At 69.7% G+C, this 11,899-nt stretch carries 12 protein-coding genes; 4 read left to right on the top strand and 8 right to left on the bottom strand.

The annotated features are described in order from the left end of the window. Nucleotides 1-6 precede the first annotated feature (6 nt). On the bottom strand, nt 7-825 hold the full coding sequence (gene nadE / locus CQ042_RS13010) for an ammonia-dependent NAD(+) synthetase (protein WP_105670883.1): 819 nt from the start codon (nt 823-825) through the stop codon (nt 7-9). A gap of 108 nt (nt 826-933) precedes the next feature. Between nadE and CQ042_RS13005 the strand changes: the two genes are divergently transcribed. Then, nucleotides 934-1,491 carry a nucleoside phosphorylase gene (locus CQ042_RS13005; RefSeq protein WP_105670882.1) on the top strand — a complete coding sequence of 186 codons (558 nt, stop codon included), beginning with the start codon at nt 934-936 and terminating at the stop codon, nt 1,489-1,491. Between the two features lie 29 nt (nt 1,492-1,520). Here the strand turns inward: CQ042_RS13005 and CQ042_RS13000 are convergent, their stop codons facing one another. The 4 genes from CQ042_RS13000 to CQ042_RS12985 form a co-directional block, all read right to left on the bottom strand. Beyond that, the gene (locus CQ042_RS13000) at nt 1,521-4,526 is read right to left on the bottom strand and encodes an AAA family ATPase (RefSeq protein ID WP_105670881.1); all 3,006 of its coding nucleotides are present in this window, start codon (nt 4,524-4,526) and stop codon (nt 1,521-1,523) included. After that, complete coding sequence (locus tag CQ042_RS12995) at nt 4,527-5,696, bottom strand: exonuclease SbcCD subunit D (RefSeq protein WP_105670880.1); 1,170 nt, start codon at nt 5,694-5,696, stop codon at nt 4,527-4,529. It lies immediately after the preceding gene. Nucleotides 5,697-5,949: 253 nt separating this feature from the next. Further along, a complete protein-coding gene (locus CQ042_RS12990) occupies nt 5,950-6,432 on the bottom strand; it encodes a DIP1984 family protein (protein ID WP_105670879.1) in 483 nt (160 codons plus the stop codon). A 52-nt stretch (nt 6,433-6,484) separates the two neighbouring features. Further along, nucleotides 6,485-6,793, bottom strand: coding sequence for a GNAT family N-acetyltransferase (locus CQ042_RS12985; protein WP_105670878.1), 309 nt, complete (start codon nt 6,791-6,793; stop codon nt 6,485-6,487). Nucleotides 6,794-7,125: 332 nt separating this feature from the next. On the opposite strand from CQ042_RS12985, the gene CQ042_RS12980 reads away from it, so the two are divergent. The 3 genes from CQ042_RS12980 to CQ042_RS12970 are packed head-to-tail and all read left to right on the top strand — an operon-like array spanning nt 7,126 to nt 9,062. Further along, nucleotides 7,126-7,839, top strand: a complete 714-nt coding sequence (locus tag CQ042_RS12980) for a winged helix-turn-helix domain-containing protein (RefSeq protein WP_105670877.1) — start codon at nt 7,126-7,128, stop codon at nt 7,837-7,839. Between the two features lie 43 nt (nt 7,840-7,882). Further along, nucleotides 7,883-8,842 (top strand): DNA-3-methyladenine glycosylase, encoded by a 960-nt coding sequence (locus CQ042_RS12975; protein WP_105670876.1) that lies wholly within the window; start codon nt 7,883-7,885, stop codon nt 8,840-8,842. A gap of 22 nt (nt 8,843-8,864) precedes the next feature. Continuing rightward, nucleotides 8,865-9,062, top strand: coding sequence for a hypothetical protein (locus CQ042_RS12970; protein ID WP_028502140.1), 198 nt, complete (start codon nt 8,865-8,867; stop codon nt 9,060-9,062). A gap of 30 nt (nt 9,063-9,092) precedes the next feature. Here CQ042_RS12970 and CQ042_RS12965 read toward each other — a convergent pair whose 3' ends face one another. The 3 genes from CQ042_RS12965 to CQ042_RS12955 are packed head-to-tail and all read right to left on the bottom strand — an operon-like array spanning nt 9,093 to nt 11,864. Further along, nucleotides 9,093-9,848 carry an ABC transporter ATP-binding protein gene (locus tag CQ042_RS12965; RefSeq protein WP_105670875.1) on the bottom strand — a complete coding sequence of 252 codons (756 nt, stop codon included), beginning with the start codon at nt 9,846-9,848 and terminating at the stop codon, nt 9,093-9,095. Continuing rightward, nucleotides 9,845-10,873: an iron chelate uptake ABC transporter family permease subunit gene (locus CQ042_RS12960; protein WP_105670874.1), complete on the bottom strand. Its 1,029-nt coding sequence runs from the start codon at nt 10,871-10,873 to the stop codon at nt 9,845-9,847. Before CQ042_RS12960 ends, CQ042_RS12965 begins: the two co-directional genes overlap by 4 nt. A gap of 4 nt (nt 10,874-10,877) precedes the next feature. Continuing rightward, the gene (locus CQ042_RS12955) at nt 10,878-11,864 is read right to left on the bottom strand and encodes an ABC transporter permease (RefSeq protein ID WP_105670873.1); all 987 of its coding nucleotides are present in this window, start codon (nt 11,862-11,864) and stop codon (nt 10,878-10,880) included. Nucleotides 11,865-11,899 lie beyond the last annotated feature (35 nt).

The following is an 11,899-nucleotide window of genomic DNA, read 5'->3' as shown; positions in this document are numbered from 1 at the left end:
GTGCGGTCAGCGCCACCAGGTGTCGTCGGGGGTCACCGGGAGGTGCCGCTTGTGCTGCGTCGCCAGGTACCTCGCCTCGATGCGCCCGGCGACCTCGGGGTCGACGGGGCGCCCCTCGAGGAAGTCGTCGATCTGCTCATAGGTGAGTCCCAGCTCATCTTCGTCCGCGCGTCCGGGCTGTCCGTCGAGAAGGTCGGCCGTCGGCACCTTGAAGGCGAGCCGATCCGGCGCGTCGAGGAACTGCAGCAGCGATCGTCCCTGCCGTTTGCTGAGACCGGACAGCGGGAGGATGTCGGCCGCACCGTCACCGAACTTCGTGTAGAAACCGGTCACCGCCTCGGCGGCATGGTCGGTGCCGATCACCAGCATCCCGTCATGGCCGGCGAGGGCGTACTGCGTGACCATGCGGACGCGCGCCTTGATGTTGCCGCGGTTGAAGTCGCTGATGTCGCTCGTGACGGCGAACTCGATGTCCTCCTCGACCCCGTCGACACCGTTCTGGATGTTGACCTCGACCGAGGAGTCCGGGGCGATGAACTCGAGTGCGGCCTCGGCATCCGCCGCATCATGCTGCACGCGGTAGGGCAGACGCACCGCGAGGAACCTCGCGTCGCCGCCCTCCGCCCGCACCCGCTCGACCGCGAGCTGCGCGAGGCGTCCGGCCAGCGTGGAGTCCTGCCCGCCGGAGATCCCGAGCACGTAACCCCTCGCTCCGGCCGTGCGGAGGTAGTCGGCGAGGAATCCGATGCGACGATCGACCTCGCTCTCGGGGTCGATCTCGGGATTGACGCCGAGGTCCTCAGAGATCTGCTGCTGCAACGACATGTCATCCTCCGTCTTGTCCTCGCATCAGTATCGCGCTTTCGTGTTACGCCCGGGTGACGCCGCGGCGTTCGCACGTTCCTGCCAGATCCGACCTGAGAGAATGGGGCAGTGAAACTCCTCGTCGCCGCCCTCGCATCCGAACTGTCCGCATTCCCGGAGGAGCTCGACGGCTTCGACCGTCTCGTCACGGGTCCCGGCAAGCTGCAGGCGACGTACGCGCTGACCCGCGCGCTCGACGCGGACGTCTACGACGAGATCGTCGTCGTCGGCACGGCTGGCGCGATCGATCCCGATCTCGAGGCCACCGTCCACGAGGTCGGCACGGCGTTCCAGCACGATGTGACCGACCTCGACGGCGTCTCCGGTCAGCATGTCTCCCTGCCCGCACGTGTCTCGACCGGACGCGAGGGCGTGCTGATCGCGACCGGAGACCACTTCGTGGAGGACGCCGAGGTCACCGCCGTGATCCGCCCGTCCGGCGCGGCTCTGGTCGATATGGAGACGTACGCCTACATCTGGGTCGCCGGACAGTTCGACGTGCCGATCCGCGTCTTCCGTGCCGTGTCGGACCAGGCGGAGGACGGTGCGCTGACGGACTGGCGCGAGGCCGTAGCGCGCTGCAGCGTGCAGCTTCGCGCGTTCATCCTCACCGAATACGGGGTCTGACCCGGAGGCGAACGCCCCATTTCGTTGCGTCAGCGGGCTTCGATGAGACTCGGCCCGTTCGGCAGTGCTCGCACCGTGAGCTGCGCCGGGATCTGCTCCTGCATGGCCTCGACATGGCTGATCACCCCGACGGTGCGGCCGCCTTGCCGCAGCTCGTCGAGGGTGCGCATCGCGACGTCGAGCGTGTCGCCGTCGAGAGAGCCGAAACCCTCGTCGATGAAGAGGGTGTCGAGGCGGATGCCGCCGGCACGCGCCGTGACGACTTCGGCCAGTCCGAGGGCGAGGGCGAGCGAGGTGAGGAACGTCTCGCCGCCGGACAGCGACTGCGGCGGTCGCGTCTGCCCGGTGAAAGCGTCGAAGACCACGATGCCGAGGCCGGATGCCGCCCCGCGGGCGGCGAGCGCGTCGGAATGCTGCAGCTGGTAGCGCCCGGTCGACATGTCGCGGAGCCGACGGTTGGCCGCTTCGACGATCTCCTCGAGCTCGGCGGCGAGGACGAACGTCTCCAGCGTCATCTTCCGCGTGTTCGCTCCGCGTCCTGAGATCGTGTCGGCGAGGTTCTGCAAAACCTCGTATTCGGCGGCGTCGTCGGCGGTGCGGGCCTGCTCCGCGGCGGCGGACTCGATCAGTCCTCCGAGGCGCTCCGCCGTGCCGGTGGCGTGGGCCGCCTCGTCGACCGCGGCCGTCCAGGTGGCACGAGCCGCAGCCGATGCCTGTTCGGCGGGGGCGAGGTCGATCGCTTCTTCCGGGAGGGTGCGCAGCTCGAGATCGAACAGGACAGCGCGTTCCTTCTCGCGCTGCACCGCGTGCTGGGTGATCCGCGCGTCGAGAGCCTCCTGCGCGGCGACCGAGCGCAGGGCGTGTTCGGCGGCGGACACGTCGTCGAAGGAGGAGACGGCGAGCGCCGTATCCCGCTCGGCCTCCGCCTCGGCGCGTGCTCGTGTTCTGCGCTCGTGCTCCGCGATCGCCTCCCCGAGACGACGGGCAGCGGCGATCTTCGCGGAGATGTCGGCGAGTCGGGCGGCGACCGTGTCGAATCCGCCCCTGGCCTCGGCGATCAGATCACGCGCCTCTGCACTCCGCTCCCGCAGGATGACGTGGTGCTCTCGGGCTTCGGCGAGGGCCCTCGCATCGTCTGCACGCTCGGCGTCCAGCCGTTCGGCGCGGGCGACGATCTCACCGAGCCGCGCATCGAGCTGCTTCAGCTCCTCTGCGGCGGCGAGGCTGCGGGCGTGTGCTGCGGACGCCTCTGCGTGCTCGACGTCGGCCTGCTCGATGCTCCGCCCGTCGGCACGGGCGGCGACGGCGGCGAGCTCGGCGCGCAGAGCGGAGGCGGTCGCTGCGAGCTCGCGCTCGCGCTGCGACGCGGCGTCGCGGGCCTCTTCCGCGCGCGTGATGTCTTCGGGGAGGACCGGATCGGAGTGCGTTGCGGGTGTCGGGTGCTCGATGGCGCCGCAGACGGGGCAGGGGTGTTCCGGCCGGAGGGTCGAGGCGAGCTCCCCCGCCATGCCGTCCGTCCGGCGCTGCCGCAGCTGTGCGAGGGTCGTCTGGGCGGCGGCATGCGCCGCGGTGGCTTCGGTGAGCTCGATCTCGGACGCCGTCTGCGCGGCCCGCAGCCGCTCCTCCTCGCGCGCGGCCGCACGTCGGGCATCGGAGGTCTCCTGCGCCGACTTCAGGTCGTCGGCCCGGTCGGCCAGGCGTCGTGTCTCGTCGCGCTCCGCCGTCAGCGTGGCGACCGCTTCGGGGAGGGAAGCACGCTCCGCGTCTCCGGTGTCGATGCGAGCGGCGGCGGCCACGACAGCCTGCTCCGCGGACTGCAGGGCGGCATCGAGAGCCGGCGTGTTCTGCTCGAGCTCGTGCGCGCGCTCCCAGGCGCCGCTCTCCCGCGTGCGCGCGGCCGCCCAGGCCGCGAGGTCGCCGGCGGCTTCGACCTCGACGTCGACCTCGAAGGCGTCCCAGGCGGCGCGTGCATTCTGCTCGTGCTCCTCGGCATCCGCGACGGCACCCTGCGCTCGAGCGGCGGCGGCGATCGTCGACCGCAGCGCCTCGGCCGCGCGCGCAGCCGAGAGCTCGGCACGCGCCTCGTCGATCAGCGGGACCTCGGCATCGAGACGCTCGAGCGCCGCACGCGCACGATCGCGTTCACGCTGAGCACGCTGCTCTTCACGCGTCGCCGCAAGCTTCGCATCCGCATCCGCCGATCGCTTCTCCGCATCGGCCCGCTCCGATGCTCGACGCTCGGCGCGGTAGTCGGCACGCGCCTTCGCCCGCCGGAGGGCGTCGAGGCGCTCGGCGATCGTCGACGGCACAGGAGACGCCTCGGCCGACGGCGCCACGCCTTCTTCGGTGTCTCCGGAAAGGGCTGCGGTCGTCACGAGACGCTCGGCTTCGTCGACGCGGGCTTCGACCGTGGCGAGTCGGGCGCCGAGTACCTGTTCCGCCTGCCGGCGACGCTCGTCGAATCGCGCCTGCACATCTTCGAACCGCTGGGTGCCGAACAACCGCCGCAACAGCGCCTGGCGATCGCGGCTCCCCGCCAGCAGGAACTCCGAGAATCGGTTCTGCGCGAGCAGGATCACCTGCAGGAACTGCTCGCGGCTGAGCTGCAGGATCTCGTCGAGCTCGTTGCCGACATCGACCGCCCGTGCCGCGCGCCCCACCCAGCTGGCGTCGGTCCACTCGTCGAGCGCCACACCAGCGGCCTGCTTCGTCATGCCGCCGCCGCGCTTGGCGGGACGCAGGTACTCCGGCGACCGGGTCACCCGGAACCGGCCGGCGGGCGTGCTGAACTCGACGACGACCTCGGAGGGGTCATCGGGCTCGCAGTGGTCGCTGCGCAGTCGCTTCTCGCCGCCGTCGTAGCGCGGCACTCCCCCGTAGAGGCCGAAGCAGACCGCATCGAGGATGCTCGACTTGCCCGCGCCGGTGCGTCCGGCGATCAGGAAGATCCCGTCGTCGGCGAACGCATCGAAGTCGACGGTCTGACGGGAGCGGAACGGGCCGAACCCTTCGACCTCCAGCCGATGAAGACGCATCTAGACGAGCGCCTCGGCGCGCACGCGCTCGTCGAGCACCGCGCGGATCAGCTCGCTCTCCGCCTCGGTCGGCCCGTGTCCCGCCCGCACGTGCTCGAGGAAGGCCTCGATGCGATCGGCGTCGGTGACCGCGGTGCGCAGCCGCTGCGCGTAGGAGCGCTCGTCGGCTTCAGCCCTGACGTCGGGCTGGTGCTGAACCATGGCGCAGTAGGGGTAGCTCTCACGAAGACGCCGCATCGGCTCGGTCTGCGGGACCGCGTCGGTGTAGATCGCACAGACCCAGTCCTCGGCGTGCGCGGCGACCAGATCCGCGGACAGGAGCTCGGCGAGCGCACCGGTCAGCGTGACGAGGCGGCGCGGCACCGGCAGCTCCAGCCACTCGACTTCGGCGAGACCTTCGGCGTCGATGTCGACGAGCCAGGAGCCGCGGGGTTTCTGCTGCTCTCCGAAGCTGTAGTGCAGAGGAGCGCCCGCGTAGCGAACCCGGTCGCTGAGCTGCTGCCGCCCGTGGATGTGGCCGAGCGCCACGTAGTCCGGACCGTCGAACACGCTCAGGGGTACGACATCGAGGCCGCCCTGGCGCACCTCGCGTTCGAGCCCGGCGGTCGCATCGACGCCGGCAGCGAAGCAGTGCGCGATCGCCACGGATCGCCCCTCGTGCCTCTTCATGCCGGCGCGGACCAGGTCCATCGCATGGGCCATGGTCTGCGCCTGGGTGCGCAGCTGGCGTCCCTCGCCGTCGCCGTCGGGCCAGTGCTGGCGGACGATCGCGGGCTCGAGGTAGGGGATGCCGAAGAAGTGCACCGGCCCATGGGCGTCGGCCACGGTCACGGGCACCCCGACCCCGAGCGGATCGGTCAGCACGTGGATGTCCTCGCGCAGCAGGCGGGCCTGGAAGCCGAGCCGTGCGGCCGAATCGTGGTTGCCGCTCGTGACGATGACGCGGGCACCCGTCTCGTGCAGCGCCACCAGGGCGTCGCCGAGCAGCGTGTAGGCGGCACCCGACGGTGTCGCGGAGTCGAACACGTCGCCCGCGACGACCACGACCTCGACCGCGTTCTCGCGGACCTGCGCGGTGAGCGCTCCGAGCACCTCGGCGAGGGCGTCCATGGTCGAGTTGCCATGGAACGTCCGGCCGATGTGCCAGTCGGAGGTGTGCAGGATCCGCATACTCACACGGTACGAACCCCCTCCGACATTCCGTCCGAGGCGTGCCGCAGCGCGCCCTTACAGCCTGAGGAGGAAGTGGAAGGTCCCCTGACCCACCCTCGTCACGACGATCGGCACGCGGTGATGCGAGATGCGCTGTGCACCTTCACCTGTGCGGGGTGCGGGGCTGCGCGATGCGAGATCGGGGCTGCCCTCCGCCCGACAGGTGCCGGACTTGCCCCGCCGGCTGAGGGTTGTGCCCGCTTCGTCACGACTACCGACTTCCGTCTTCCTCCTCGAGGTCGTTCGACCAGTTCGCCTGCTGGATCCGGTTGTCGAGCTCGCGCAGCTCCTGCGCGACGGCGTCGGCGCGCGACCGCAGCTGTGCGACCGGGAGCGCGGACACCTGCCGCAGCTCCGACCGCATCTGCCGCAGATACTGATCGCTCGATCCGGACGCCGCGGACGCCGCATCCGTCAACAGGGAGTGGCGGGCCCTCAGCACGTCGCGGGCAGCGAGGGCATCGGTCATCGTGCCGTCCGCCCCCAGATCGAGACGCGCGTTCGTGGCATTGATGCGCCGGATGAGATCGCGAAGCTGCGTCAGTGCGGCATCCGCCTCGACGATCAGGGCGGCCGCGTCCTCCGCAGGCTCCTCCCCCTCCTGGTACCGGGCGTTCGCGACGATGCGCGCCCGCAGCTGCTCGATGCGGCGCTGCAGATCGGCTCGTGCGGTGAGGGCTTCGGCGAGTCTCATGCCCTCATCCTGGCAGGCAGCAGCCGTAACACTTCGTCATACGGCCGGAGAGTCAGCGGGTGCGCAGCAGGCCCCCGTGCTCCGGGTGGGCGGAGAACCAGTCCGACACGTACCAGCACACGGCGTCGACCTTGCGGTCACCGCGCTCCTCGATGTCGGCCACCGCCCCCTCCACGACCTTGCCCGCGTAGCCGTTGCCGCGGAAAGTCGGGATCGTGAAGGCCCTGGTGAGGGCGATCGTGTGACCGTCATCGCGGTAGTCGAGCACGCTCACGAGCTTGCCGTCGCGCATGAGCGTGTACCGAGAAGCATCTTTCTCGTCGGTCAGGATGAAGCCGCCGACAGTGTGCGAGATCGTCATTCGCTCCACGTTACGCCCGCCCGGAGCACCCGGGCGTTTTGACATGGGGCGTCACGATCAGACATAATCCCCCCATGACCACCAACGCAAGCCCTTTGTCCGCCCAGGAGGCGAACAGGACTGCCGGGATGATGATGCCCGGTCGCGTTGGCATGTGTTGCCGAATGTGTCGCTGAACGAACAGCCACCCCGCCTGACCTGAACTCCTCGCCATCTGCGAGGTCAGTGTCACCGAGCATCCACCCTTGCTCGCTTCCCGGCTCCGCCGGTCATTCATGCAACGCATCAGAGCCCCGCTCGATCCGGGCTCACGTCCTGAGGACTTCATCATCATGTCGAACACCGCACTTCTCGAGCGTCCCGCCACCGCCACCGCCGCCGCGATCCGCACGCAGCCGGAGGCCACCGCACCGCTCTCCACCGCCGGCGCCGATCTTCCCGCCGTGCGCTCGCCCCGCGGCTTCGCCCTCTACGTCGGCCTGGACGAGATCAAGGCCGCCGAGGCCGGCGTCAGCCTCCCGCTGCTCGTCGACGCTCTGCGCCGCACCCTGGCCGAGCTCGCGCCGGGAGCCGAGACCCACGCCACCGTCGCCCTCGCGCCGCACGGCTCGGGAGGACGCGACCTCGACGTCGTCCGCCTCGCTCTGCAGGAGCCCGGCGCCATCGCCCGGACCAAGGCGGCCGCCGAGGAGGATGCGACTGACGAGGAGAGCGGCGTCACGGTCGACATCTCCCGCAAGCGCGTCCTGATCGACGGCGAGTCCGCCGCGTTCACGTACAAGGAGTTCGAGCTGCTGCAGTACCTCGTGCTCCGCGAGGGTCGCACGATCGAGCGCAGCGAGCTGGTCTCCGCCCTCTGGCAGGCGCAGGACGACGAGACCCCTGGCGAGCGCACGATCGACGTGCACGTGCGTCGTCTCCGCGCCAAGCTCGGCCGCTACGAGGACATCGTCCGCACCGTGCGCGGCATCGGTTACCGCTTCGACCGCCACGCCGACGTCGTCATCCGCTACGGCCACGGCACCCCCTCGCCCGACCGCTTCTGAGTCGTCCGGCGTCGGTGTCAGAACCGGCGCGTAGGGTGGGCGCATGACCCTGACAGCGGACCCCACAGCGGCAGACGCCGCTCGCACCGTCCCCGCTCAGGAGACCGTCTACCGCCCGCCGCACGAGCTCGACCTCCGTCGCACCGTCGGCATGCTCCGTCGCGGCGGCACCGACCCGACGATGGTCGTCGACGGTCCCGTCATCTGGCGCGCGATGCGCACACCCCTCGGACCGACGACAGTGGCCCTGCGCATGATCGGCGGCGAGGTGCACGCGACCGCGTGGGGTCCCGGATCGGACGTCGCCCTCGATCTCGTGCCCGCACTCTGCGGCGCCCAGGACGACGCCGGGGACTTCGATGCGTCGCGGCATCCCCTCATCGCCGAATCCGCGCGACGGCACCCGGGATTGCGGCTCACCCGCACCGACGAGGTGTTCGACGCGCTCGCGTGCGCGATCATCGAGCAGAAGGTGACGGGCATGCAGGCCTTCGGCGCGTGGCGCTGGCTGGTCACCCGCTTCGGTGCACGTGCGCCAGGACCGACACCGCGACCGATGTTCGCGGCGCCCTCCCCCGAGCAGTGGTTCCGCATCCCCTCGTGGGCCTGGCACCGCGCCGGAGTCGAGCCGCCCCAGTCGCGGACCCTCGTGCGCGCGGCCGAGCGCGGAGACCGCATCGCACGCGCCGTGCGGATGGCCGCCGGCGGGGCAGACCGCGACCGCGTGCTCACCAGCCTTCCCGGAGTGGGGGTCTGGACGTCGGCGGAGACGCGCATCCGCGCGCTCGGTGATCCGGATGCGGTCAGCGTCGGCGACTACCACCTCGCGCACGAGGTCGGCTACGCGCTGACGGGAAAGCGCACCGACGACGACGGGATGCTCGAGCTCCTCGCCCCCTGGACCGGTCAGCGACAGCGTGTCGTCCGCCTGCTCTCCGCCAGCGGGGTGCAGGAGCCGCGCCGGGGTCCTCGTCTCGCCCCCGAAGACCATCGCGACCGCTGACCCCGCCACCTAAGCTGGTGCCATGTCCCGTACCGCACTGCGCATCTTCGTCACCGTCGGCCTGCTGATCGTCGGCGTCGTCGTCGGGCTGATCTTCCAGAACGTGTGGCTCGGCGTGCTGCTCGCCGCGATCGTGTGGCTCGGCTGGTTCCTCGGCTACGAGTCGCGCCGCGGCAACAACGCCGGGGTCAACGACGAAGACCACGGCATCGAGCTCTGAGAGCCCGGCGACGCAGGAGCGGCCGGCGAGTCAGTAGTAGACGGCGAGCGGCCCCGACGGCCCGTCGACCACACGCACGGGCGTGTCGAACACCCGCGTGAGCACCTCATCCGTCATGATCGCGGCCGGCGAGCCGAACTCCACGACGGCGCCGTCCTTCATGGCGCAGATGTGGTCGGCATAGTGTCCCGCGAAGTTGATGTCGTGCAGCACGATCACGATCGTGCGACCGAGTTCCTCCGCCGCCCGTCTCAGGTGCTTCATCATCTGCACAGCGTGTCGCATGTCGAGGTTGTTCAGCGGCTCGTCCAGCAGCACGAATTCGGTGTCCTGTGCCAGGACCATCGCGACGTACGCACGCTGACGCTGACCGCCGGACAGCTCATCGAGGTATCTGCCCTCCAGCGCGCCGAGGTCGAGGAAGTCGATCGCCCGGCTGATGATCTCCTCGTCGGTCCGGTTCAGCCGCCCCTTCGAGTGCGGGAAGCGCCCGAAGCCGACCAGCTGGCGCACGGTGAGCCGGGTGACGAAGTGATTCTCCTGGCGCAGGATCGAGACGACCTTCGCGAGATCCTTCGATTTGGTCGACGCCACGTCGAGACCGGCGATCTCGATGGCACCGGCATCCATTCCACTCAGTCGGCCGATCATCGTGAGCAGTGTGGATTTTCCTGCGCCATTCGGACCGATGAGCGCGGTGATCCCGCCCGCGGGGATCTCGAGATCGACGGGGCCGATCGCGACCTCGCTGCTGTAGTCCCGGCGGACGCCGTCGAGAGCGATCACAGTCTGCCCTTTCTGAGGATGACGATGAGGAACACGGTGCCGCCGACGAGTTCGATCAGGATCGACACCATCCCCTGCGCATAGAACACGTTCTTCATCACGAAGTACGCACCGGCGAGGATCGCGAAGGCCGTGAGAACCGCGACCGGGAAGATGAGTCGATGATCGTGCGTGTCGGCGAACTGGTACGCGAGCGTCGCCACCAGGAAGCCGAGGAACGTCATCGGACCGACCAGAGCGGTCGAGGTCGCCATCAGCACGGCGACCAGGAACAGCACGATGAACAGCTCCCGCCGATGGTCGACGCCGAGGGAGCGCGCCGCGTCAGGGCCGAGGGCCATCAGGTTGAGTCGACGTGAGCGGAGCCAGAGAAGCGCGGATGCCGCGATCACCAGCGGGATCGCGAGCGGAAGGTAGGAGGCGTCGGCGTTCGACACGTTGCCGAACAGACGTGCGGCCAGCACATCGAACTCGCTCGGGGTGAGCAGCCGCTGCATGAATGTGGCGATCGCCCCGAGACCGCCGCCGATCACGATGCCGACCAGGAGCATGATCTGCAGGTTGCCGTAGCGCCCCGAGAGTAGCCACCCGTACAGCGCCACCGCGAGGGCGACCATGATCGCCACCTGGATCGCGAACTGCCCGATGCCCTGGATCGCGACGAGCCCGGCCACCCCGAACAGGTACACCGTCGAGGTCTGCACCACGCGGTAGAGCGACTCGAAGCCCATGATCGACGGCGTGATGATGCGGTTGTTCGTCACGGTCTGGAAGCTCACGGTGGCGACGGCCTGTGCGACCGCGACGAGCGCCATCACGGTGACGTCGGTCGCGCGGTGCTGGGCGATGCGCCAGAACCCCGTCGAGCCGACCGGCATGGGGTTCGCCCACGCGAGCAGTCCGAAGCCGAAGACGGCGGCGAGGACGATGAGGATGCCGAGCACGATGACGTAGCGGCGGCGCGCCCGCGCGGTCGTGAACGCCCCCGCGGATCGTGACGAAACCTCCACTGCCACGTCGCTCACCCCGTTAGCCACGTCGCCGCTGCCTGAGCAGGAGGAGCACGAACACCACGGCGCCGACGACGCCGAGGATCAGGGAGACGGGAACCTCGAACGGCATGATGATGGTGCGTCCGATGATGTCGCACACGGTGACGATCGCGATGCCGAGCAGGCACACCCAGGGCAGGTTGCTGCGCAGATCGTCGCCGCGCACCATCGAGACGATGTTGGGCACGATCAGCCCCAGGAAGGGGAGGTTGCCGACGACGACCGTGACGACACCCGTCGTCACCGCGATCAGCACGGTGCCGAGCAGGATGATCCGGTTGTAGTTCACACCGACGTTCGTCGCGACCTCCTCGCCGAGGCCGGCGATCGTCAGTCGGTCGGCGACGACGAAGACGACCACGCCGATGAGGGCCACGATCCAGAGCATCTCGTACTGGCCGCGCATCACCGACGTGAAGCTGCCGGCGAACCAGACCCCGACGATCTGCAGCGAGTTGGTGGCCAGCGCGATGTAGGTCGACAGCGCACCGACGACGGCGCCGAGCATGATGCCGACGATCGGGACGATGAGCGAGGACTTGAGGGCCACGCGACGCAGGAAGGCGAAGAACACCATCGTCCCGATGAAGGCCGCGAGAACTGCACCGGCCATCCGCAGCGGGAGCGACGGCTGGGGCACCAGGATCATGACCAGGAGGAGCCCGAGACCGGCCCACTCGGTGGTTCCGGTGGTGGTCGGCTCGACGAAGCGGTTCTGGGTGAGCAGCTGCATGACGAGGCCGGCCATCGCCATGGAGGCGCCGGCGAGGACGAGGGCGATCGTGCGGGGGATGCGCGTGATCTGGAACATCTGCGCGCCGTCTTCGGCGCCGGTGACGTCGTACACGCCCGTGAAGAGCGAGATCACGAGGAGGGCGGCGACGACGAGCACGCCGATGAGCAGCTTCACGTCGAAGAGCCGCCCGGCGTTGCGGGGCGGCGCGGTGATGTCAGTGGTGACCATGATGACGGTGCGGCGGCATCCGGATCAGCCGGATG

This window comes from Microbacterium sp. MYb62 (assembly GCF_002979475.1).
Taxonomy (GTDB): Bacteria; Actinomycetota; Actinomycetes; order Actinomycetales; family Microbacteriaceae; genus Microbacterium.
Note: the sequence above shows the minus strand (reverse complement) of the source record. Positions and strands in the feature narration are given on the sequence as shown.